The sequence below is a fragment of the Aeromonas sp. 6P genome (assembly GCF_051919525.1).
Lineage (GTDB): Bacteria > Pseudomonadota > Gammaproteobacteria > Enterobacterales > Aeromonadaceae > Aeromonas > Aeromonas veronii.
This window is the reverse complement of record NZ_JBQBEO010000002.1, coordinates 1486534-1508372: the sequence shown is the minus strand read 5'-3', so window position 1 is coordinate 1508372 and position 21839 is coordinate 1486534. Positions and strand designations below refer to the sequence as shown.

Here is a 21839-nt window from a genome sequence, read left to right as displayed (position 1 = left end):
CATGGCTTCCGGTTGTTATTAGTGGGATCCTGCGCCCGCCATCTCGGGATGGACGGCCACAGAACCCGCCGCCGGGCCCGCGCGCTCAGGGTGATGCGCAGTGCCAAGTGGCTGAAATTGTTGGCTAGTGTAGAGAGCACGCGTAGACTGTCAACACCGACCAGATCAAACCAATTTACAACAGAACATAAAATGACCAACCAAGAGTTCGACCTGCACCACATCTGGCACCCCTATACCTCCCTCACTCACCCCCTGCCCTGCTATGAAGTGGCCAGCGCCAAAGGGGTGACCATCACCCTCAGCGACGGCCGTGAACTGGTGGATGGCATGAGCTCCTGGTGGGCTTGCGTGCACGGCTATCAGGTGCCGGAGTTGGACGCCGCCGCCACCGCCCAGCTCGGCAAGATGTCCCACGTGATGTTTGGCGGCCTCACCCACGCCCCGGCGGTCGAGCTCTGCCGCAAGCTGGTGGAGATCACTCCAAAGGGGCTTGATCGGGTATTTCTGGCCGACTCCGGCTCGGTGGCAGTGGAAGTGGCGCTCAAGATGGCCCAGCAGTACTGGCACGCCAGGGGGACGCCCAGAGCCAAATTTGTCGCCCTGCGCAGCGGCTATCACGGCGATACCTTTGGCGCCATGAGCGTCTGCGATCCCGATGGCGGCATGCATGAGCTCTACAAGGGGTTTCTGCCGGAACACTATTTTGTCGATGCGCCCAGCTGCCGCTTCCACGCCGAGTGGAACGAGCAGTGCGTGGTGGAGCTGGCGACGCTCATGGCGGATCATCACGAAGAGATCGCCGCCATTGTACTTGAGCCCATAGTGCAAGGGGCTGGCGGCATGCGCTTCTATCACCCCCGCTACCTGCAGTGGGTGCGCGCCCTGTGCGACGAGTTCGGCGTGCTGCTCATAGCTGACGAGATCGCCACCGGCTTTGGCCGTACCGGTCAGCTGTTTGCATGCGACTGGGCGGGGATCAGCCCCGACATCATGTGTCTGGGCAAGGCGCTTACCGGCGGCTACCTCACCCTCTCGGCGACCCTGACCACCGAGCATGTCGCCCATACCATCTGTGACGGCAAGGCGGGGGTCTTTATGCACGGCCCCACCTTTATGGGCAATCCCCTCGCCTGCGCGGTGGCCAACGCCTCCATCGATCTGCTGCTGACCTCACCTTGGCAGGAGCGGGTGCGCACCATCGAGCATCAGCTGCGAACAGAACTGGTAGAGCTGACCCTGCACCCAGCGGTCGCGGATGTGCGGGTGCTCGGCGCCATCGGGGTGGTGGAGATGAAAGAGCGGGTGGATGTAGCGCGCATCCAGCGCAAGTTTGTCGAACTGGGCGCCTGGATCCGCCCCTTTGGCAAGCTGGTCTACCTGATGCCCCCCTTCGTCATCACCCCTGAAGAGTTGCGGGTATTGACCGGCGCCATCCGTCAGGCCATCACCGAGGGCGAGTTTTAATGCATGCAGCGGGCGGCCATCGCAGCCGCCCGTTTGACTACCGGCATTTGATATATAAAAAGGGCAACTTTATCCACTTCAGTGCAGTTTCACTTGCCGTAATGTGAGCAAAACACCAGACCTGAGGCCCCAAGAGGGGTAAACTGCTGCGGTTTTACCATCAAGAAAGACTGCTCATGCGCCTCTCCATTGCTGCCAAAATCAACTTTTTCCTGCTCTTCATCTTCTCCATGGTACTGGTCTTCTCCGCAGCCTATCAGGCGGTGCGCGAGCGCGATCTCATCCTGACCCTCATCAAGGAGCAGAGCCGCGAGCAGACCGAAGCCTATTTCGACGGCCTCAACATGCTGATGCTGACCGGCAAGATGGATGCCCGCGATACTCTGCGCGGCAAGTTTCTCGACCACGCCCATGTGGAGGATGCACGCATCGTTCGTGGCGACGCGGTGAGCAAACAGTTCGGGCCAGGACGGGAGACTGAACAGGTAAAGGATGAGTTTGATGAGCTGGCTCTGGCGGGCAAAGGGAGTCTGGAGGTGGTGCACAACGGCATGCACAGCCGTCTGGTGGTGACCCGACCGCTACTGGCCAAGAAGGATTTTCGCGGCACCGACTGCACCAGCTGTCATCTGGTGCCGGAGAACACCGTGCTTGGTGCGGTGCGCTTTGACTACTCCCTCGATTCGCTGTTTACCCGGGTCGAGCAGAACATTCTCACCTCGGCGCTGATCCTCACCGGCATCTTCGGGATGGGACTGCTGCTGACCCTCTGGGTCATCCGCACCTGGATCGTGCGCCCTCTCAACCAGTTGACCCGCTCCATGGAAGAGGCCACCGACTTGCACGACTTCGGCCACCGGCTGGAGGGAGATGACGGCGACGAGATTGGCCGGGTGGCGGTGGCCTACAACCAGATGCTCGACAGCGTGGAGCGACAGCTCGGCAAGCGCACCAAGGCCAGCAAGCAGGAACCGGATCAGCCCCGCTAAGACGAACGCTTAACCGACGTAGTAGAAGAGCAAGCTGGCGATCAGTACCAATAGCAGGATGGCCAGATTGACATGCCGGGAGTCATCCTGACGGCGGCTGCGCTTGCGCTCCAGCAGCAACACCGCCAGCGTCAGGGCGCAGCAGCTCCAGAGCCCGTAGACCAGCCATGGGGTAAGGGCCGGGTCCCAATAATCGCGCACCTCGATCCCGCCATAGACCAGAAAACCGTAGGCAATTTCGGGACGGGCATAGTGGTAAAGGGAGAGCAGCACGATAAAGCCGCCCCAGCAGAGCATCACCAGCCCCTGTAACACCCGTGTCAGCCAATCTGGCCCATGCCGCCGATCTTTCACCCACCTCTCCTGCGCCCGTGACACTCTTGTTGAGTGAACCATGCCGAAAACCCCACCAGAGTCCGACATTTTTGCTTGTTTATCAAACCCGCGCGGGTAAGATTGACGGCTTAGTCTGCCATGGTGGGCCATCTGTGCCCGGGCCAGACTCCCTAGTGTTGCAAATAGCGCTGCAAGAACAAGCTGGAGACAATATTTCGATGACGCACGCATCCGTAGTAGATGTGCTGGCCGGTAAGTATCCGGTCGGCACCACCCAAACTGTCAAAGGGTGGATCCGGACTCGCCGTGATTCCAAGGCGGGGATCTCATTTTTGGCCATTTCCGATGGCTCCTGTTTCCATCCGGTACAGGCAGTTGTCCCCAATACCCTGGCCAATTACGAGAATGAAGTGCTGCGTCTGACCACTGCCTGCTCCGTGGAAGTGACCGGCGTGGTTGCCGCCTCTCAGGGCAGCGGCCAGGCTTTCGAACTGCAGGCGACCGAGGTGAAGGTAGTCGGCTGGGTCGAAGATCCGGACACCTACCCGATGGCCGCCAAGCGCCACAGCATCGAATACCTGCGTGAACAGGCCCACCTGCGCCCGCGCACCAACATCGTTGGCGCCGTGACCCGCGTTCGTCACTGCCTGGCGCAAGCCATCCACCGCTTCTTCCACGAAGAGGGTTTCCTCTGGGTTGCGACCCCGCTCATCACCGCCTCTGACACCGAAGGTGCCGGCGAGATGTTCCGCGTCTCCACTCTGGACATGGAAAACCTGCCGCGCACCGACGCCGGCAAGGTGGACTACAACGAAGATTTCTTCGGCAAAGAGGCTTTCCTGACCGTATCCGGCCAGCTGAACGCCGAAACCTATGCCTGCGCCCTCTCCAAGGTCTACACCTTCGGCCCGACCTTCCGCGCTGAAAACTCCAACACCAGCCGCCACCTGGCCGAGTTCTGGATGGTTGAGCCGGAAGTGGCCTTCAACGATCTGGAAGATAACGCCGCACTGGCCGAAGCCATGCTGAAGTATGTCTTCAACGCCGTACTGACCGAGCGTCGCGACGATCTGGAGTTCTTCGCCCAGCACGTGGACAAGGATGCCATCGGCCGTCTGGAGCGTTTCGTCTCCTCCGACTTCGCCCAGATCGACTACACCGACGCCATCGAAGTGCTGCAAAACTGCGGCAAGAAGTTCGAGTTCCCGGTCTCCTGGGGTATCGATCTCTCCTCCGAGCACGAGCGCTATCTGGCCGAGGAGCACTTCAAGTCTCCGGTGGTGGTGAAGAACTACCCGAAAGATATCAAGGCCTTCTACATGCGCCTCAACGACGACGGCAAGACCGTTGCCGCGATGGACGTACTGGCACCGGGCATCGGCGAGATCATCGGTGGTTCCCAGCGTGAAGAGCGTCTGGACGTGCTGGATGCACGTCTGGCCGAGATGGGCCTGAACAAGGAAGATTACTGGTGGTATCGCGACCTGCGTCGCTTCGGTACCGTGCCGCACTCCGGCTTCGGTCTGGGCTTCGAGCGTCTGGTTGTATACGTGACCGGCATGGGCAACGTCCGCGACGTGATCCCGTTCCCGCGTACTCCGCGTACCGCCGAGTTCTGATCAGCGGCATCTTGCCACTGCATTGCACAAGCCGACCTGTGGGTCGGCTTGTTTATTGTCACCGTTATGGGTGATACTCAGGATCAATCGGCACAAGGAACTCGTCGCCTATGGGATATCGCCTGCTGCTTTCGCTATTGCTGTCCTGCATGCCTGTTCAACTGTGGGCCGAGCCCGTTCGTCTGACCACCCTGGAGTGGCCCCCCTACACCAGCCAGAGCCTGCCCGATGGCGGCCTCACCGGTCATATCGTCAAACGTGCCTTTGCCGAGGCGGGACTGGAGGTGACGTTCGACTTCTACCCCTGGCAGCGGGCGGTACGGCTGGCGGCCGACCCGACCCAGCCTTATAGCGGCTATTTTCCAGATTACCTCTCCGACACCCTGCCGACCTTGTGGCGCAGCTCCCCCAGCGTAGGCGACAGCGTGCTGGGCATGGCGCAGCGCTCAGGCCCACCCATCCCCTGGCAGCAGCTCACGGATCTCGCCCCCTACCGGATCGGCGTGGTGGAGGGGTACGTCAACACCCGTGAATTCGATGCCCTGATGGCCAGCAAGCGCCTCAACACTGCCGCCGTCGATTCCGACCTGCTCAACCTGCGCAAATTGCAGCGCGACCGGCTCGATCTGGCGGTGATCGATCGGGATGTCTTTCACTGGCTCATCAACCATGATCGCAAGCTGAGCAGCGCCGGATTGCAATTTCACCCGAAGATCCTCGAACACAAGAGCCTGCACATCATGTTTCGTCCCGACCAGCAGGCGTTGCAGCAACGGGTGGCACAGGCCATTGCCAGATTGGATATTGCCAGGCTGAGCGAGGATTATCAGCGCCGCTATCTGCAGCAAGCCCCTGCGGCCAAGTGAGCAGACCCGCCGAAGTCAGCCCTTGCTGGCCAAAATAGCCTGAGCGCTGGCTTTTTCACCCTCTTCTGCCGCAATCGAGCCCTTTTTATGCCCCTCCCCTGCAGCCCTGCTGCTACTCTGTGCTGCCACCATGACCACCCGATGGCTTGGCCCCGAGTGATACCACTTGGTGACAAAAATGATGTTTTTGTTAGTACGTGGTTTTTAAGTGGTTTAATCAAAAATTCATCGAGTTATTGAAGTAACTCAATTTTTTCACTTTTTCAGGGGAGCAGAATAGTAACTAACCCTTTTGGGCTAAATAAAACAGACAATGACAATTCATGGTTCAGGCTACCCGCGGCAATATGGGTTGAATCACACGAGGTAACGGAATGATCTTGATGGAATTTTTGGTGGTACTCGGCTGCTTGCTGCTGGGTACCCGCTTTGGGGGCATGGGACTCGGTCTCATCAGTGGTATCGGTCTCTTCCTGCTGACCTTCGTCTTTGGCCTGGTGCCGGGCGAACCGCCGGTGCAGGTAATGCTGACCATTCTGGCGGTGATCGGCTGTGCCGCCACCCTGCAGACTGCCGGTGGCCTCAACCTGATGATGCAAGTGGCCGAGCGTCTGCTGCGCCGTCACCCGCAATACATCACTATCCTGGCGCCGCTCACGACCTGGACCCTCACCTTCCTGTGCGGTACCGGCCACGTGGTCTACACCATGTTCCCAATCATCGCTGACATCGCGCTGCAGAAGAACATCCGCCCCGAGCGCCCGATGGCTGTCGCCTCCGTTGCCTCCCAGATGGCCATCTGCGCCTCCCCGGTCTCCGTTGCCGTGGTCTCCATGGTCTCCATTCTGGCGGCCGGTCACGGTATCGGTCAGGCTTACGGCCTGCTCGACATCCTGATGATCGCCATCCCCTCCTCCCTGACCGGTGTCATCGTGGCGGCCCTGTGGAGCCTGCGTCGCGGCAAGGATCTGGACAAGGACGAAGAGTTCCAGGCCAAGATCAAAGACCCGGAGCAGCGTGCCTTCATCTACGGCGGTGGTGAAACCCTGCTCAACACCAAGTTCCCGAAAGAGGCCTACTGGTCAACCTGGATCTTCTTCGCCGCCATCGCTGCCGTGGTATTGCTCGGCGCTAACGAAGGTCTGCGTCCGGTGTTCACCATCAAGGACAAGACCGGCCCGCTCTCCATGAACCTGGTGATCCAGATGATGATGCTGATCGCCGGTGCCATCATCCTGATGCGCTGCAAGGTCAAGCCGGGCGAGATCGCCAACGGTGCCGTCTTCAAGGCAGGCATGGTCGCCATCTTCTCCGTATTCGGGGTTGCCTGGATGAGCGAGACCTTCTTCCAGGCCCACATGCCGCTGCTCAAAGAGACCCTGGCCCATGTGGTACAGGCCCAGCCCTGGACCTACGCCCTGGTGCTGTTCCTCATCTCCAAGCTGGTAAACAGCCAGGCCGCCGCCCTCACCGCCATCGCCCCCATGGGTCTGGCGCTGGGTGTCGAACCCAAGCTGCTGATCGCCTTCCTGCCGGCCAGCTACGGCTACTTCGTGCTGCCGACCTACCCGAGCGATCTGGCCTGTATCGGTTTCGACCGCTCCGGTACCACCCGCATCGGCAAGTTCATCATCAACCACAGCTTCATCATTCCGGGGCTGATCGGGGTGGTGACCTCCTGCTCACTGGGCTTTATCCTCACCAGCATCCTGCTCTAATCGCAGCGGCGTTTACCACGCCATTGCAATACAGGCCCCCGCTTCGGGGGCCTGCTTTTTCCCGCTCTGTTACCCCAACCATTTCCCCGCCGCCATTTCCGGACACAATGCCTTTACCTCTGCCCCTGCCGCTGGGTAGCATGCTCCCTCGTTCACCATTGGAATCTCATCCATGTCTCGCGTCATCCTGCTCTGGAGCGGTGGCAAAGATGCCATGCTGGCCCTCTGTCATGCCCGCCAAGCGGGCCATCAGGTGGTGGCACTGGCCACCTTTGCGCCGCCAGAGCCCCGATTTCTCGCTCACCCCTTGCCGCTGGTGCGCCGTCAGGCGGAAGCCCTCGGGCTGCCCCATCTGCTGGTCACCATAGAAGCGCCGTTCGATCTCGGTTATGAGTGGGCACTGGCACGGCTCAAGGAGGAGTGGCAACTCGATGGGGTAGTCACCGGCGATATCGACAGCGTGGGCGGTGCGCCTAACTGGATCCGCGAGCGCTGCCGCCCGCTTGGTCTCACCGTCCATACCCCGCTCTGGCAGCAATCTCGCCAAGCCTTGCTGGCGGATATGCTGGCCCGCGGCATCGTCGCCCACCTCTCCTGCATCGATACCCGGGTGCTGGCGCCGGAATGGGCCGGGCGAATGCTGGATGCGGCCACCCTGACCGAGTTGCAGCAACGGGCCGAGCACGAGGGCTTCGATGCCTGCGGCGAGCAAGGGGAGTACCACACCATGGTGACCGACGGCCCGGGCTTTGCCACCCCGCTGCGCCTCGATGGCTGGCAGGTGGCGCGGCAGGATCACCTGGCCTATCTGGCCGAACCGCAGGGGTAACGGCCGCAAGCCATCTGGCCAACTCACTCAGCTAGCGCGAAAAATCGAGATAAAAAAACGGGGGGCAACAGCCTCCCGTTTGGATTTGAGCGGACCAGTTTTGAGCGGGCCATGACGACCCGAACAAGGGATAAACCGGCTTATTTCGCCAGCTTGCCCAGCACCCGCTGCAGCAGGCGGATGCGCGGCTCGATGCTCTCCAGCAGCAGGAATTCCGCCTCCGAGTGGAAACCGCCGCCCATGGGGCCGAAACCATCCAGCGACGGCACCCCCGCGGCGGCGGTGAAGTTGGCATCCGAGCCGCCACCGGCTTCCAGCCAGTTGAAGGGGATCCCCTCCTCCTTGGCTGCCGCCTCCACCAGCGCCATCAGCGCCTCGGTGTCACCGCTCGGTCGCATCGCCGGCTTGAAGGTCTGGCGATCCACCTCGACCCGACAGCCCGCGAGGAAGGGGTTGTTGGCCATAAAGGTGAGCCGATCGTGTACCGCAGCGGCCTCTTCGTTGCTCCAGAAGCGCAGATCGACGATCGCCTCGGCAAAGTCCGGCACCACGTTGACGCCGGTGCCGCCCTGTACCACGCCGACGTTCATGGTGGTGCCCGTGGTCATGTTGACCTGCTCGTTGATGGCCAGCACCCAGTGCGCCAGCTCGGTGATTGCAGAGATCCCTTCGGTCAGGGCCGAACCGGCGTGGGACGCCTTGCCGTGGAAGGTGATGCGGTACTTGGCATTGCCCTTGCGGGCGCTGATAAGATCTCCGCTCGGGCGAGCAGCTTCAGCCACCAGCACGCAGCCGCTCTGTTTGGCCTTCTCCACCAGCCAATCTTTCGACCAGGGGGAGCCAATCTCTTCGTCGCAGTTGCAGCAGACCAGCACCTTGAGCTTGGCAAGCAATACCGGATCCATCTCTTTGAGGGCATACCAGATAGAGAGCAAGCCGCTCTTCATGTCCGAGACGCCGGGGCCAAAGGCTTGATTGCCTTCGATGTTCAGCGGGCGTTTGGCCGCCGTCCCCTCGGGGAAGACGGTATCCATGTGGCCGCACAGCATCACGTCGTAGTGATCGGCACCCGGCGCATTGGTGATCTCGAGGCAGGGGCCGCACTCGGCAGCAAACTGGTGGCGAGTCACCTGCCAGCCGATGGCCTCATATTTCTCGGTCATGATGTCGGCCACCTTCGCCACCCCGGCCGGGGTGCGAGTACCGCAATCGAGGTTGATGAGCGGGGCCAGATCGGCCAGATAGCTATCGAGGGAAAACGGGCTCTTTACAACTGTCATTATCTTCTCCATGCAACAATCAGCGTTGATGGCCGATCGTCTATTGCAACAATGCGACACAGTGAGAAAAAGGCGGGCAGCCATGCCACCCGCCCGACCGGTAAATTCCAAACACCACTACATAACCCACATCACTACATAAACAGCAGATAGTTGAGGGTCAGCGCCGTCAGCAGCGCCCCCGCCATCGGCACGCTGGTGCGCTTGACCACGGTAAAGGGCGATACCTTGGCAATCCCCGCACAGGCGATCAGCACAGCCGCGATGGGGGAGACGGTACGGCCGATACTGGAAGCGAGCTGCATCGGCAGCAGCATGGTTACCGCAGGTACGCCAAACTTGGCTGCCACCGCCGGTGCCAGGGTCGAGAAGCTTAGGAACGCCGCATTTCCGGAGCCCATGATGACCGCCGCTACCATGATCAGCGCCACCATCACCAGCGTCATCAGACCGCTGCCGATACCGGCATTGCTGGCAGAGTGCAGCAGGGTATCGATGGCGCCGATGGCCTTGAGGGATTCGGCAAACAGCTCGGCACAGACGATGAGCGCCACCACGGGGCCAAACACCTTGCCCATGCCGTCGAGGAAGCTCGACAGCCCGGCAAAAGCGGTACGCACCGAGCGGCTACGCAGCAGCTCGCACAGCATGCCGATAAAGACCGACAGCAGCATGGCCACCTCCACGCTCATCTTGATGTCGCTCACCAGCAGCTTGGAGAAGGTCATCATCAGCACGAAGGGGATGATCGGCAGCAGGGCATACCAGGTGGGCGCCTGCACGCTCTCGGTGCCCTGTTCGTCCAGCTCGGCGTGATCGCCGCGATGGAGCGCAGGATCCCAGCCATCCTTGCGATCGCAGTGACGCTGCCAGAAGAAGTGCAGCACCATGGTCACCAGCAGCATGGGAGCCACCAGCCAGATCTGGTAGTCGACAAAATAGCTGGTCGGATCCATGCCGGATTGACCGGCGGAGAAGATGGCGTTGGTCTGGGTCGGGCCAATTTCAAACGCCTGGGAGGTGGCGATGACACCACAGGCGGAGGCCGGGCTGATGCCGAGGTTGCGCATCACCGGATACATGGTGACCATCAACAGCAGGCCAAGGCCGGTGGCGGAGGTGACGAACAGGGAGACGAATACCGCTACCAGATAGCAGATGGAGAGCATCAGGTAGCTGGACTGGATGCCGGCCACCGGCTTGACCGCCACTCGCACCAGCGCCTGGGAGGCCCCGATATGAGACATGTAAGTGGCAAAACCCGCCACCGCCATGATGGTGAGGCCGAGGCCCGCCGCGCGGTAGGAGAAGATCCCCTTGAACACTTCGAACAGGTCGAACAGGGCGAAGCCGGTGCTCTTGTCAGCGGGGAGAATGGGGTGCAGCCCCAACCAGTAGGCCACTGCAAAAATGGCCATGCCCGCCAGCGCCAGCACCGCCTGCGGGTTGTAATCCTTGATGATGCCGTAGACCACGGCGACCAGAACGAGCAAGACGAATAAAAGTTCCAATATTCACTCCTGATAAATTTATCGAAGAGCGAAATCTAGTGATCTGACCACTGTTTGCCTTTGATCCCTATCAATAAAGGTGCCGTCACCGTGACTCATTAGCATAATATGTCGGCCATGTAACAATTTTTCGTTATTTCAACTACCGGAAAACCTTTATCACCCCATATCCGGGAATTGTGTGACGCGACTCCCCTCTTTTTTGCGTTGGATCAACATATGACGGCGCCGAACTGGCGAAGATGCGCTTCGACACATAGCGACCATTTCGCGCCGGAGAGAGTTATGACAAGCCAAGCCACCGCAGGTGCTTCGACCTGCGACTACAAGCTGTGGGACATCCTCGTCGAGTCTGCAAAGGAACGCACTACCATTCGTTACTCCAAACTGGCCAAGCAGGCCGGGCTGGAGCAGTGCCAGGATGAACTGCGCACCCTGCTGCAACGCATCCGCATGTACTGCACCGAAAACAACCTGCCGATCCTCTCCGCCATCGTGGTGGACGACGTGGGCAAATACACTGGCCTCTCTTCCAGCCTGCCTGATGCACCCTGGGAACGGGCCCGGGTCTTTGACCATGAGTGGACCACCCTGCACTGATTGAGGTGCTTGATAATGCCGACCAAAACGCGCCCGCTGGCGCGTTTTGGCTATCTGGCCTTTGCCCTTTCTCTTTTTCTCCTGCAAAAGCGGCTTTTCTCCTGCAAAAGCGGCTTTTCTCCCGCAATAGCCGCCCCATTGGGCACGCCCGCCGCACAGCTTATGATCTTGAGCTCAAAGCGCCGTTCAGGTGTGACCAGTCCCGGTAAAACCCGCGAGCCGGACCATCGGCGTTGCCATGGGATTGCCACAATGCCAGAATCGGGCCCTTGCACTGTGTTGATTCGGATTTTCGGGCACGGCCACGGCCAGCGCCCACAAGAGAAGGACTCCCCATGGCCATCACCCTCTATGGCATCAAGAACTGCGACACCATCAAGAAAGCCCGCAAGTGGCTGGATGAGGCCGGTATCGACTACCGCTTTCACGACCACCGCGCCGACGGCCTGAACCCGGACGATCTGGACAGCTGGCTGGCAAAACTCGGCTGGGAAGCCCTGCTCAACAGCCGCGGCACCACCTTCCGCGCCCTGCCGGATGAAGCCAAACAGGGACTCGATACCGCCAAGGCGCGCGCCCTGCTGATGGAACATCCGGCCATGATCAAGCGCCCGCTGCTCGACCGTGACGGCGAACTGACCCTGGGTTTCAAGGCTGATCACTACCAATCCCTCTTCTCCCGTTAAGGACAACTAAGGACAACTGATGTCGGATGTCATCGCACTGGCCAAGGATCTGATCCGCCGCCCCTCCGTTACCCCCCTCGATGAAGGGTGTCAGACCCTGATGGCGGAGCGCCTCGCCAGGATCGGGTTCGTTATCGAGCCCATGGTGTTTGAGGACACCACCAACCTCTGGGCCCGTCGCGGCAGCGAGGGGCCGCTGTTCTGCTTCGCCGGCCACACCGACGTGGTGCCCGCCGGGCCGCTGGACAAATGGCACACCCCGCCGTTCGAGCCGACCATCAAGGATGGCGTGCTCTATGGCCGTGGTGCCGCCGACATGAAGGGCTCGCTGGCTGCCATGGTGGTAGCGGTCGAGCGCTTCGTGGCCGAGCATCCGGATCACACCGGGTCCATCGCTTTTCTCATCACCTCCGATGAGGAGGGGCCCTTTATCAATGGCACCACCCGGGTGATCGACACCCTGGAGGCCCGCAACGAGAAGATCCGCTGGTGCATCGTCGGTGAACCCTCCTCCACCGCCGTTGTAGGCGATGTGGTGAAGAACGGCCGCCGCGGCTCCATCACCGGCGATCTGTTGGTTCGCGGAGTGCAGGGCCATGTCGCCTATCCCCATCTGGCGGACAACCCCATTCACAAAGCCGCGCCAGCGCTGGCGGAACTCGCTGCCACCGTGTGGGATGAGGGCAACGCCTACTTCCCGCCCACCAGCTTCCAGATCGCCAACATCTCGGCCGGCACCGGCGCCTCCAACGTCATTCCGGGCGAGCTGCAGGTACAGTTCAACTTCCGCTTCAGCACCGAACTGACCGACCTGGATATCCGCGAGCGGGTCGAAGCGCTGCTGGATAAACATGGCCTCGATTATCAGCTGAGCTGGACCCTCTCCGGCCAACCGTTCCTCACCGACACCGGCAAACTGCTGGCGGCGGCAGTCTCTGCCATCGAGGCGGTGAATGGCCAGCAGCCAGCCCTGCTCACCACCGGCGGCACCTCCGACGGGCGCTTTATCGCCCCCACCGGCGCCGAGGTGATTGAGCTCGGGCCGGTCAACGCCACCATTCACAAGGTGAACGAGTGCGTGAAGGCGGACGATCTGGATCTGCTGGCGGACATGTACCAAGGGGTGCTCGAGAGATTGCTGGCATGACGCAGGAACAACTGCTGGGGCTCGACGAGAGCCACCTTATTCTGGTGGGGCGCGGCCCCCATCGTCTGACCGCCGCCACCGCGGCGGCCTTCAATGACATGCAGGTGGCGGCCGCCTATGAGGGGTTCAACCTGCAGGCTGCCTCCAGCTGGCGCAGCTTCGAGCGCCAGCTCGCCATCTGGAATGGCAAGTGGCGCGGCGAACGGCCTCTGCTCGATGCCAACAGTCAGCCCATCGATGCCCTGCAGCTGGGCGAGATAGAGCGGCTGCACGCCATCCTGCGCTGGAGTGCCCTGCCCGGCACCAGTCGTCACCACTGGGGGACCGATCTCGATATCTACGACCCGGACTGCCTGCCCGCCGATACCAAACTGGCACTGGAGCCCTGGGAGTATGAAGCCGGGGGCTGGTTTGCAGATCTCAGCGAGTGGCTCAGCGATCATATGAGCGACTTCGGCTTCTTCCTGCCCTATGCCAAACCAGTCGGTGCAGGTAGCGGCGTCGCCTACGAGCCCTGGCATATCAGCTTCTCGCTGGAGTCCGACGAGCAGCGACTCGATCCCGCGGCACTGGCGCTTTGCCTGCAACAGGCGGATATTGAAGGCAAGTCGACCATATTGGCCAACCTTGATGAAATTTTGGCCCGTTATGTCACCACCTGTCCTGACGAAAGGAAAATCCCATGAATCTCTGGCTGTGGATAGGGTTGCCGCTGCTGTTCCTGCTCGGGCTGTTTCTCAATGCCATCAAAGACATGAAACGGCTGGAGAAGCAGTTGCCCAACTACAAGGACAAGATCCGCGAAGTGAAGGATGACGAGGACGACTGAATCCCGCCCCATCCCGTGGGGAGCGCCCTTGTGCTCCCCTCTCCCTCTGCTGTGCCGTTTCGCTTTTCCCCGCCCTTTCTTCCCTGCGCATCCTGAAATCGACGCTCCTTTGACTCCGCTTTCGATAACCCCGTCACTGTCAGAATATGGCGCGGCCATGCTGAAAAAAGGGATGAAAAATGTAAGAAAGTGCAAATTGATGCACAAATAAGCCACACAAGGGGGGCCTAACTGCATATAATGTGCCTACTTTGCACATTACTAGGAAGGAGTTCGCCCTTGGATGCCGCTACCATCAACAGTTTCTTTTTTGTCGCTGCCCTGTTGGTGGGAGCCAGCGTACTGTTGAGCGCCCTCTCTTCCCGCCTCGGTATTCCCATTCTGGTTATCTTCCTCGCCGTCGGCATGCTGGCCGGTGAGGATGGCCCAGGAGGCATCCACTTCGCTGACTACTCCATCGCCTATCTGGTGGGCAACCTGGCGCTTGCCATCATTCTGCTCGACGGCGGCATGCGCACCCGGGTCTCCTCGTTCCGGGTGGCGCTCTGGCCTGCCCTGTCGCTGGCGACGGTCGGGGTGGCCATCACCACCGGCCTGACGGGGCTCGCCGCTGCCTGGTTGTTTGACCTCAACCTGATGCAGGGGATGCTGATCGGCGCCATCGTCGGCTCCACCGATGCGGCGGCGGTCTTCTCCCTGCTTGGCGGACGCAGCCTCAACGAGCGGGTGAGCGCCACTCTGGAGATAGAGTCAGGCAGCAACGACCCCATGGCAGTGTTTCTCACCGTCACCCTCATCGAGGTGCTCGCCACCGCCCAGCAAGGGCTGGATGGGGGCTTCCTGCTGCTGCAACTGGTCAAGCAGTTCGGTCTTGGCGCCGGGATTGGCCTTGGCGGCGGCTGGCTGCTGTGGCGCCTCATCAACACCGCCCGCTTGGCGCCGGGGCTCTATCCGCTGCTCACCGTCAGCGGCGGCCTGCTGATCTTCGCCCTCACCACGGCGGTCGGTGGCAGCGGCATTCTCTCCATCTATCTCACCGGTCTGTTGCTCGGTAACCTCGCCCTGCGCAGCCGCAGCACCACATTGTCGGTGCTGGACGGTCTGACCTGGCTCAGCCAAATCGGCATGTTTCTGGTGCTGGGGCTGCTCGCCTCCCCCACAAGCTGCTGCCCATCGCCCTGCCCGCGCTGGCGCTGGCGATGTGGATGATCCTGTTTGCCCGCCCGGTGTCGGTCTGGATCGGGCTGCTGCCGTTCAAGAACTTCGCCCCCCGCGAGCGCTGGTTTATCTCCTGGGTCGGCTTGCGCGGCGCCGTGCCCATCATTCTGGCAGTGTTCCCCATGATGGCGGGACTTCCCAATGCCCAGCTCTACTTCAACGTCGCCTTCTTCGTGGTGCTGGTCTCGCTGATTTTGCAGGGCAGCTCGCTACCGCTGGCATCAAAACTGGCACGGGTGGAAGTACCTGCACCACCGTCCCCCATCAACCGCTCCGGACTCGAGATCGATCTCGACAGCCAGTGGGAGACCTTCGTCTACCAGCTGGGGGAAGAGAAGTGGTGCATCGGCTCGCCACTGCGGGATCTGCAGATGCCCACCGGCACCCGGATCTGCGCCCTGTTTCGTGGCCGCGAGCTGCTCCACCCCTCGGGCAGTACCTGTCTGCAGGCCGATGACATCCTCTGCGTCATCGGTCACGAACGTGACCTCCCTGCCCTCGGCCAGCTCTTTAGCCAGGCGCCGGAGCAGGATCTCGGCCCCCGCTTCTTCGGTGACTTCCTGCTGGAAGCAGCCGCGCGGCTGGTGGATCTCGCCCCTCTCTACGGGCTGGATGTGAGCGAGGTGGCGGATCAGACACTGGGTGATTTTATTGCCAGTCAGTTGGGCGATAATCTGGTGGTCGGTGACCACATCGAATGGCAGGGCCTGATCTGGACCGTGGCCGAAATGGACGAGAGCGTGCCGAGCAAGATCGGGGTGCGCTTTCAGGAAGATGACCCGGTCTGACCGACCGTCCCGTATCAAGTCCCCAGCAAGAAGGGAGAGAGTTATGCCATATCAAAGTTTGCTGTCCGGCCCCCTGCCCCCCGCAGCCAATCTGGGGGTGATTGAAGGCTTTTTTGGCAAGGGATGGAGCTGGCAGGCCCGCGCCCGCTACGCCCAGTGGCTGCCACGCCACGGTTACGGCTTCTATATCTACGCCCCGAAAGAGGATGGCTATCTGCGCAAGCATTGGGCCCTCCCCTGGCCCGAGCAGCAGTTGGCAGATCTCGCCGAGCTGGCGCGTCAGTGCCGCGCCAACGGGCTCGCCTTCGGGGTGGGCTTGAGCCCGATGGGGGCTCATCACGACTACGATCGCAAACGCCCGGCGCTGCTTGAGAAAGTGCGCCTCATCGACGAGATGTTGCAGCCCGATATTCTGGCGGTGCTGTTTGACGATATGAAGGGGGATACCCCGGATCTGGCCCGTCACCAGCTCACCATCGCCCACGACATCGCGGCCCACAGCAAGGCGGCCCGCCTCATCTTCTGCCCCAGCTACTACTCGACCGATCCGGTGCTGGAGAAGGTGTTCGGTGCCATGCCACCGCGCTATCTGGAGGAGATTGGCGAACAGCTAGACCGCCGCTTCGAGATCTTCTGGACCGGCCCCAAGGTCTGCTCGACCGAGTATCCGGCGGTACACCTCAAGCAGGTGACCGAGCTGCTCGGCCGCAAGCCCTTCCTGTGGGACAACTACCCGGTTAACGATGGCAGCAAGGCGAGCAGCTACCTGCACCTGCGCGCCTTCGAGAACCGCCCCGCCGAGCTGGCAGAGCTGGTCTCTGGCCATGCGGTCAACCCGATGAAACAGGCAGCGCTCTCCGCCCTGCCCCTCGCTACCCTGCCGATGAGTTACCGACTCGGCAAGCAGTACGACCCCGACAAGGCGCTGCATGCAGCCCTCAACGCCACCTGTGGCCCGCAGATCTCGGCGATGATCGAGGCCGACCTGCCGCTGTTTCAGGATCTGGGGCTGGCACAGCTCACCCCCGAGCAGATTGCCGCCCTCAAGGCGCGCTACCTGCCGTTTCGCGATCAGGCTTGCGTAGACGAAATCGTGCGCTGGCTGGACGGCGAGTATGTGTTCGACCCGGACTGCTTGACCGATTAAACCGCCCCGCGGGGCTGGAAGGAGGTTGTATGGATGCACACCTGCTTTATCAGAATCTGGCGGTGATCGCTGCCTTCTTGCTGATCTACAGCCTGATCGCGGGGCGCTTTGAATCAAAACTGGTCAACGGCCCCCTGCTCTTTCTGCTGACCGGCTGGTTGCTGGGGCCGGGTGGTGTGGAGCTGATCGCCCTCTCTATCGACAGCGCCGGCATCAAGCTGCTGGCCGAGCTGACGCTGGTTATCGTGCTGTTCAACGATGCCGCCAACACCAACTGGCAGGTATTGCTGGCCAACCGCCAACTCCCCATCCGGCTGCTGCTGATTGGCCTGCCCCTCACCCTGCTCTGTGGCGCCCTGTTTGGCCACTGGATCTTCCCCGACCTGCCACTGCTGGAGATGGCGATCCTCTCGACCATTCTTGCCCCCACCGATGCGGCGCTCGGCAAGGCGGTGGTAAGCAACCCCGCGGTGCCGGCACCGGTGCGTGAAGGGCTCAATCAGGAGAGCGGCCTCAACGACGGTATCTGCGTGCCTGTGCTGCTTCTGCTGCTGGCTCTTATCGCCCCCACAGAGCAGCACGCAGGCACCGCCACCTTGGCTATCACCCTGATGCTGGAGGAGATCGGCATTGGCCTGCTGGTCGCCTTTGTACTGACCAGCCTCACCATCCGGCTACTGAAAATCTCCTATCTCAACGGCTGGCAACTGCCGCTCTGGCGCCAGCTCACCATGCCGGGGCTGGCCCTGCTCTGCTTTGCGCTGGCACAGACTCTCGGTGGCAGCGGCTTTATCGCCGCCTTTGTCGGCGGTCTCTTTATCGGCCACCGCCTCGGCGAGCACAAGCACGCCTATATGGACAGCTGCGAAGGCTACGGCGACCTGCTCTCCGTGGTGATCTGGATGGTGTTTGGCGCGACCCTGATGCCCATTCTGCCGGAGCTGCTGCACTGGCAATACTGGCTCTATGCTATTGCCAGCCTCACCCTGCTGCGGATGGTGCCGGTTTGGCTGAGCCTCATCGGTACCGGCCTCAAGCCGGAGCTCAAACTCTTTATCGGCTGGTTCGGCCCGCGGGGCCTTGCCAGTATCGTCTTTGCGGTGATGGTGCTGCAAAACGAGCCTGCCCTGATTGGCCAGCGCCCCATCATCGCCACCGTGCTCTGCACCATCATATTGAGCGTCATCCTGCACGGCCTCACCGCCAACCCCTGGGTCGAGCGTTTCAAGCCTCGCTGAGCCACCCGGTGCTCATAAAAAATGCCACCGACCGGTGGCATTTTTCTTTTGTGGCGAGAGTCACTGACAGCTCTTACCCGAGCGCCAGCCAGACTCCCACCCCCAGCATCAGAGTACCGGCGATGCGGTTCATCAGGGTGACGTTGCCGCTCTTGGCGAGGAAGTGGCGCAGAGTGCGGCCACCGCTGGCGTAGAGCAACAGGCAGGAGAACTCGATGACCAGGATCAGCGCCACCAGCGCGCTGATCTGCGGCGCCATCGGCTTGTCGGCAGAGATAAAGGGAGGCAGCAGGGAGATCATGAAGGCCCACCCCTTGGGGTTGGCGATGGCGGTGACAAAGCCCTGCAGCGCCAGCCCCATGGCGCTGGTCTGTTGACCGGCCGAGAGATCCGCCGGAATGGCCATCTTCCCCTTGGCCTGCCACATCTGGATGCCAAGCCAAACCAGATAGGCGCCCCCCACATATTTGAAGGCGGCGAAGATCCCCGGATAGTTGAGCATGATGGCTGCCACCCCGATCACCGACAGCACCGAGACCAGCCCGACCCCGATCAGCTCTCCCCACATCATGTGCAGGGTACGGCGCACCCCAAGGCTCATCCCCAGCGTCATCGACAGAGTCATGCACATGCCGGGGGTCACCGAGACAAAGAAAAAGGTCGGGATAAACAGAGCCAGAATGGCCGGATCGATCCAGCTGGACACAACACACCTCCATATGACGAGAGCGGGAAATCACGAAAACGGGACAGGATTGACACAACCCAGCCAGTTGTACCACATATTCAGGGGATAAAGCGCTAAATCATGCCTAAATGGCTCCTTTCTCACAAGAAAAAACCTTTTCTTCAGCACATTTCAGCAATAAAAGCCTGTGACAGCTCCTGACGTGCATGTGTAATATGTCGGCTCCTCCAATTCCGGATTAGAGCCATTTATGTCATTGAATAATCTATCAATACGTGTCCAGGTCTTGATACCTTTGCTGCTGGCCAGCCTGCTGATGATGGTGATGATCGCCATCAGCAAACAGGGTCTGGATGAAGCCATCAATGACATAGATGAGACGACCCAGACCGTGGTCCAGCACAAGGACGATATTGCCAAACTGATCCACGCCACCTACCGGCTACGCACCAGCGCCATCTATGGCCTCTACGATGCCAAGCTGTTTGCCGCACTGCCCGCAAACCTCAACAGCGCCGAGCAGGAGATCAACGCCATCCTCGGCCGTCTGGTGCTCCCCGGTGCCGAGCAGGATAACCGTCAGGTCGCTGCTGCCCTGCAGGCCTACCTCAGCCATACCCGCAGCAACATGCTGCCGCTGCTGGCGCAAAAACATCAGGGTGGCGGCGATCCGGTCGCCTACGAGGCGGCTCGCCTCCATTTCCGCGAGCTGGGTGAACAGCTGATCAAGCAGATCGACAGCATGTCCGCCCACATCAACCAGCTGATCCAGCAAGAGCTGGCCGAAGAGCAGGCCCACTACGACGCCACCCTGCTGCGTACCCTGCTGCTCACCGCCGGTACCCTGCTGGCGGCGCTGATCTGTGGCTGGGTCCTCTCCGGGCGCATCGTCAGCCCCATCGGTCAGTTGCAAGAGGTGATGCACGCCGTGGCGCAAGGGCGCTTCAACGTGCGCGCCAAAGCGGAGGGCAACAACGAGCTGACCCGTCTGGCCAAAGATATCAATCTCACTCTGGGGCAACTTGGTAGCACCATCGAGAGCCTGACCGGAATCAGCAACAGCGTCGCCTCCGCCGCCACCGAGCTGGCCGCCGTGATGACCCAGTCCGAGGCCAATGCAAAGCAGCAGCACAGCGAGATCGAACAGGTCGCCTCCGCCGTGACCGAACTCTCCAGCACCGCTGACAACGTCAACCACAACGCCGCCATCGCCGACGAGCTGGCGCGGGATGCCAATGGCCGGGTCGAACAGGGGCTCGCCCTCTTTACCGAAAGCATCGCCGCCAACAGCCGGATGGCAGGCAGTCTGGAAGATGCCGCCGCCATCGTGGCTCAGCTCAAATCCCAGTCCGAGCAGATCGGCAAGGTAATTGAAGTGATTCAGGGGATCTCCGAGCAGACCAACCTGCTGGCGCTCAATGCCGCCATCGAAGCGGCACGAGCCGGTGAAACGGGGCGCGGCTTTGCGGTGGTGGCCGACGAGGTGAGAATGCTGGCAGCCCGCACCCAGGACTCCACCAAGGAGATCCAGGCCATCATCGAGCGGCTGCAGGGCCAGTCCCAGTCCGCCAACAACGGCGTACAGGAGACTCTGGAGATCCTCAGCCATAACCAGCGCTTGTCGGCTCAGGTGCAGGATCTGCTAAGCGGCATTACCGGTGCCGTGCGCCAGATCAACGACGCCAACGCCCAGGTCGCTACCGCCGCCGAGGAGCAGTCCTGCGTTACCGCCGACATCAACCGCAACATCACCAATATTCACGAGATCGTGAGCCAGAGCTCTGCCGGCATCAGCCAGAGCGCCAGTGCCAGCAACGAACTCTCCCAGCTCGCCGAGCAGCAACGCAAGCAGCTGGCCCAATTCCAGCTGTAAGCGAACAAAGTGAACCAGACAAAAAGGCCCGCAGGGGCCTTTCTTGTTGATGGAGCAATGGCTTTGTCTCTGTTTTAAACGCCATTTTTTGGCCGTTGGTGCCATAAGGGGCTGGGCTGCCCTGTCAAATATCGGTATGGTAGAGGCACGTCACTCCCCCTCACGTGAGAACACCATGAGCCTGAGATTCAAGAAACCCGCTTTTATCGCCTTGGGGCTAATCGCCCTCATTTCCGCCGCCTGGCTCGACTACTACCTGCCGGAGCACACCATCGCCACCATCACCGGGGTCGAGGTGAAGCGCACCGACAAGGATGGCCCCATCAGCCAGAAGAACCCGGCTGACGGCCCCACCACCGACGTCTATTACATCTACACCGAGCGCCCCGGCGAGAAGATCCGGGTGTTCCGCAACGAAGATACCGAGTGGGGCTGGCCCTTCTACTTCAAGTTCAACGCCGCCGACGTCCAAGCCAAGGCCAAGTCCATGGAGTTCGAGAAACGCCTGGCCATCATTACCTCCTACGGCTGGCGCGTGAACATGTTCTCCATGTTCCCCAACGTCACCAAGATTGAGAGCACGGAACCTGACGCCTCCACCTGGAGCTTCTTCCGCTGGTTCTGGTTCGGCCTCTGGGCACTGGTGATGGGCAAAGCAGCCATTGCGACCTGGCGCTACTTCGATCGTCTTGAGGACGAGATATGAGTGAGCCGAGCAAGACCCGCACCAGCTTTTACCGGCGACTCTACGTGGCCTGGCTGATCAGTCAGGGCACGGATACGGTACCTGCCATCATGGAGGCGACCGGCATGCCGCGCCGCACCGCGCAAGATACCCTGAGCGCGCTGGCCGAACTCGATATCAGCTGCGCCTTCGAGCAGACCGAGGGGGCTCGCCACCTGCAGGGGCACTACCGTATCAGCGACTGGGGGCCCATCAATCCGGCGTGGATCAAGGCCCAGCTGCCTCTTATCAAGGAGACGCTGAGCTATCCCTGATCAGGGCGCTA

Annotated in this window: 20 protein-coding genes and 1 pseudogene; 17 read left to right on the top strand and 4 right to left on the bottom strand. The window is 61.1% G+C overall.

Going from position 1 to position 21839, the window contains the following annotated elements; genetic code table 11:
• Window positions 1-192: 192 nt before the first annotated feature.
• Window positions 193-1467 carry an adenosylmethionine--8-amino-7-oxononanoate transaminase gene (gene bioA, locus ACTG2J_RS07250; RefSeq protein ID WP_439997335.1) on the top strand — a complete coding sequence of 425 codons (1275 nt, stop codon included), beginning with the start codon at window positions 193-195 and terminating at the stop codon, window positions 1465-1467.
• Between the two features lie 176 nt (window positions 1468-1643).
• Entirely contained in the window at window positions 1644-2456 is an 813-nt protein-coding gene (locus ACTG2J_RS07245; RefSeq protein ID WP_005337912.1) for a HAMP domain-containing protein, read from the top strand.
• 9 nt (window positions 2457-2465) lie between these two features.
• Here the strand turns inward: ACTG2J_RS07245 and ACTG2J_RS07240 are convergent, their stop codons facing one another.
• Entirely contained in the window at window positions 2466-2810 is a 345-nt protein-coding gene (locus ACTG2J_RS07240; RefSeq protein WP_005359354.1) for a hypothetical protein, read from the bottom strand.
• A 200-nt stretch (window positions 2811-3010) separates the two neighbouring features.
• On the opposite strand from ACTG2J_RS07240, the gene asnS reads away from it, so the two are divergent.
• From asnS to ACTG2J_RS07220, 4 genes are all read left to right on the top strand, one after another.
• Window positions 3011-4411, top strand: a complete 1401-nt coding sequence (gene asnS, locus ACTG2J_RS07235; RefSeq protein WP_005337914.1) for an asparagine--tRNA ligase — start codon at window positions 3011-3013, stop codon at window positions 4409-4411.
• Window positions 4412-4521: 110 nt separating this feature from the next.
• On the top strand, window positions 4522-5277 hold the full coding sequence (locus tag ACTG2J_RS07230) for a substrate-binding periplasmic protein (protein WP_252656439.1): 756 nt from the start codon (window positions 4522-4524) through the stop codon (window positions 5275-5277).
• A gap of 374 nt (window positions 5278-5651) precedes the next feature.
• On the top strand, window positions 5652-6995 hold the full coding sequence (locus ACTG2J_RS07225; protein WP_005337916.1) for an anaerobic C4-dicarboxylate transporter: 1344 nt from the start codon (window positions 5652-5654) through the stop codon (window positions 6993-6995).
• Window positions 6996-7167: 172 nt separating this feature from the next.
• Window positions 7168-7824 carry a hypothetical protein gene (locus ACTG2J_RS07220; RefSeq protein ID WP_113738784.1) on the top strand — a complete coding sequence of 219 codons (657 nt, stop codon included), beginning with the start codon at window positions 7168-7170 and terminating at the stop codon, window positions 7822-7824.
• A gap of 140 nt (window positions 7825-7964) precedes the next feature.
• On the opposite strand, the gene ACTG2J_RS07215 is transcribed toward ACTG2J_RS07220, so the two are convergent.
• Both ACTG2J_RS07215 and dcuC read right to left on the bottom strand, forming a co-directional pair.
• Complete coding sequence (locus ACTG2J_RS07215; RefSeq protein ID WP_058058027.1) at window positions 7965-9104, bottom strand: M20 family metallopeptidase; 1140 nt, start codon at window positions 9102-9104, stop codon at window positions 7965-7967.
• Window positions 9105-9238: 134 nt separating this feature from the next.
• Window positions 9239-10615, bottom strand: a complete 1377-nt coding sequence (gene dcuC, locus ACTG2J_RS07210) for a C4-dicarboxylate transporter DcuC (protein WP_128836092.1) — start codon at window positions 10613-10615, stop codon at window positions 9239-9241.
• A 285-nt stretch (window positions 10616-10900) separates the two neighbouring features.
• Here dcuC and ACTG2J_RS07205 point away from each other — a divergent pair, with 285 nt between their 5' ends.
• The 8 genes and pseudogenes from ACTG2J_RS07205 (at window position 10901) to ACTG2J_RS07170 (ending at window position 18268) form a co-directional block, all read left to right on the top strand.
• Window positions 10901-11215, top strand: coding sequence for a hypothetical protein (locus ACTG2J_RS07205; protein WP_005337929.1), 315 nt, complete (start codon window positions 10901-10903; stop codon window positions 11213-11215).
• Window positions 11216-11550: 335 nt separating this feature from the next.
• Window positions 11551-11901 (top strand): ArsC family reductase, encoded by a 351-nt coding sequence (locus ACTG2J_RS07200; RefSeq protein WP_201990443.1) that lies wholly within the window; start codon window positions 11551-11553, stop codon window positions 11899-11901.
• A 19-nt stretch (window positions 11902-11920) separates the two neighbouring features.
• Window positions 11921-13048 carry a succinyl-diaminopimelate desuccinylase gene (gene dapE, locus ACTG2J_RS07195; protein WP_201990445.1) on the top strand — a complete coding sequence of 376 codons (1128 nt, stop codon included), beginning with the start codon at window positions 11921-11923 and terminating at the stop codon, window positions 13046-13048.
• Window positions 13045-13734 carry a M15 family metallopeptidase gene (locus ACTG2J_RS07190; RefSeq protein WP_113738788.1) on the top strand — a complete coding sequence of 230 codons (690 nt, stop codon included), beginning with the start codon at window positions 13045-13047 and terminating at the stop codon, window positions 13732-13734. Before dapE ends, ACTG2J_RS07190 begins: the two co-directional genes overlap by 4 nt.
• Window positions 13731-13877, top strand: a complete 147-nt coding sequence (locus tag ACTG2J_RS07185; RefSeq protein WP_005337933.1) for a hypothetical protein — start codon at window positions 13731-13733, stop codon at window positions 13875-13877. The genes ACTG2J_RS07190 and ACTG2J_RS07185 overlap by 4 nt, the downstream gene beginning before the upstream one ends.
• Window positions 13878-14156: 279 nt before the next feature.
• A pseudogene (locus tag ACTG2J_RS07180) lies at window positions 14157-15883 on the top strand (potassium/proton antiporter).
• 43 nt (window positions 15884-15926) lie between these two features.
• Window positions 15927-17030: a beta-N-acetylglucosaminidase domain-containing protein gene (locus tag ACTG2J_RS07175; RefSeq protein WP_113738790.1), complete on the top strand. Its 1104-nt coding sequence runs from the start codon at window positions 15927-15929 to the stop codon at window positions 17028-17030.
• 29 nt (window positions 17031-17059) lie between these two features.
• Window positions 17060-18268: a cation:proton antiporter gene (locus ACTG2J_RS07170; RefSeq protein WP_113738791.1), complete on the top strand. Its 1209-nt coding sequence runs from the start codon at window positions 17060-17062 to the stop codon at window positions 18266-18268.
• A 73-nt stretch (window positions 18269-18341) separates the two neighbouring features.
• On the opposite strand, the gene ACTG2J_RS07165 is transcribed toward ACTG2J_RS07170, so the two are convergent.
• On the bottom strand, window positions 18342-18974 hold the full coding sequence (locus ACTG2J_RS07165) for a LysE family translocator (RefSeq protein ID WP_005344345.1): 633 nt from the start codon (window positions 18972-18974) through the stop codon (window positions 18342-18344).
• Window positions 18975-19206: 232 nt separating this feature from the next.
• Between ACTG2J_RS07165 and ACTG2J_RS07160 the strand changes: the two genes are divergently transcribed.
• From ACTG2J_RS07160 to ACTG2J_RS07150, 3 genes are all read left to right on the top strand, one after another.
• Window positions 19207-20829 carry a methyl-accepting chemotaxis protein gene (locus ACTG2J_RS07160; protein ID WP_113738792.1) on the top strand — a complete coding sequence of 541 codons (1623 nt, stop codon included), beginning with the start codon at window positions 19207-19209 and terminating at the stop codon, window positions 20827-20829.
• 175 nt (window positions 20830-21004) lie between these two features.
• Window positions 21005-21535, top strand: a complete 531-nt coding sequence (locus ACTG2J_RS07155; protein WP_005337948.1) for a DUF1523 family protein — start codon at window positions 21005-21007, stop codon at window positions 21533-21535.
• Entirely contained in the window at window positions 21532-21828 is a 297-nt protein-coding gene (locus ACTG2J_RS07150) for a winged helix-turn-helix domain-containing protein (protein WP_005344341.1), read from the top strand. Before ACTG2J_RS07155 ends, ACTG2J_RS07150 begins: the two co-directional genes overlap by 4 nt.
• Window positions 21829-21839: the final 11 nt, after the last annotated feature.

What these genes read in the sequence shown, in the direction of transcription:
- ACTG2J_RS07200 (WP_201990443.1), top strand. Translation starts at nt 11,551, where the DNA reads ATGGCCATCACCCTCTATGGCATCAAGAACTGCGACACCATCAAGAAA.
- bioA (WP_439997335.1), top strand. Translation starts at nt 193, where the DNA reads ATGACCAACCAAGAGTTCGACCTGCACCACATCTGGCACCCCTATACC.
- ACTG2J_RS07185 (WP_005337933.1), top strand. Translation starts at nt 13,731, where the DNA reads ATGAATCTCTGGCTGTGGATAGGGTTGCCGCTGCTGTTCCTGCTCGGG.
- ACTG2J_RS07160 (WP_113738792.1), top strand. Translation starts at nt 19,207, where the DNA reads ATGTCATTGAATAATCTATCAATACGTGTCCAGGTCTTGATACCTTTG.
- ACTG2J_RS07190 (WP_113738788.1), top strand. Translation starts at nt 13,045, where the DNA reads ATGACGCAGGAACAACTGCTGGGGCTCGACGAGAGCCACCTTATTCTG.
- ACTG2J_RS07205 (WP_005337929.1), top strand. Translation starts at nt 10,901, where the DNA reads ATGACAAGCCAAGCCACCGCAGGTGCTTCGACCTGCGACTACAAGCTG.
- ACTG2J_RS07245 (WP_005337912.1), top strand. Translation starts at nt 1,644, where the DNA reads ATGCGCCTCTCCATTGCTGCCAAAATCAACTTTTTCCTGCTCTTCATC.
- ACTG2J_RS07215 (WP_058058027.1), bottom strand. Translation starts at nt 9,104, where the DNA reads ATGACAGTTGTAAAGAGCCCGTTTTCCCTCGATAGCTATCTGGCCGAT.
- ACTG2J_RS07170 (WP_113738791.1), top strand. Translation starts at nt 17,060, where the DNA reads ATGGATGCACACCTGCTTTATCAGAATCTGGCGGTGATCGCTGCCTTC.
- dapE (WP_201990445.1), top strand. Translation starts at nt 11,921, where the DNA reads ATGTCGGATGTCATCGCACTGGCCAAGGATCTGATCCGCCGCCCCTCC.
- ACTG2J_RS07220 (WP_113738784.1), top strand. Translation starts at nt 7,168, where the DNA reads ATGTCTCGCGTCATCCTGCTCTGGAGCGGTGGCAAAGATGCCATGCTG.
- asnS (WP_005337914.1), top strand. Translation starts at nt 3,011, where the DNA reads ATGACGCACGCATCCGTAGTAGATGTGCTGGCCGGTAAGTATCCGGTC.
- ACTG2J_RS07175 (WP_113738790.1), top strand. Translation starts at nt 15,927, where the DNA reads ATGCCATATCAAAGTTTGCTGTCCGGCCCCCTGCCCCCCGCAGCCAAT.
- ACTG2J_RS07225 (WP_005337916.1), top strand. Translation starts at nt 5,652, where the DNA reads ATGATCTTGATGGAATTTTTGGTGGTACTCGGCTGCTTGCTGCTGGGT.
- ACTG2J_RS07230 (WP_252656439.1), top strand. Translation starts at nt 4,522, where the DNA reads ATGGGATATCGCCTGCTGCTTTCGCTATTGCTGTCCTGCATGCCTGTT.
- ACTG2J_RS07155 (WP_005337948.1), top strand. Translation starts at nt 21,005, where the DNA reads ATGAGCCTGAGATTCAAGAAACCCGCTTTTATCGCCTTGGGGCTAATC.
- ACTG2J_RS07150 (WP_005344341.1), top strand. Translation starts at nt 21,532, where the DNA reads ATGAGTGAGCCGAGCAAGACCCGCACCAGCTTTTACCGGCGACTCTAC.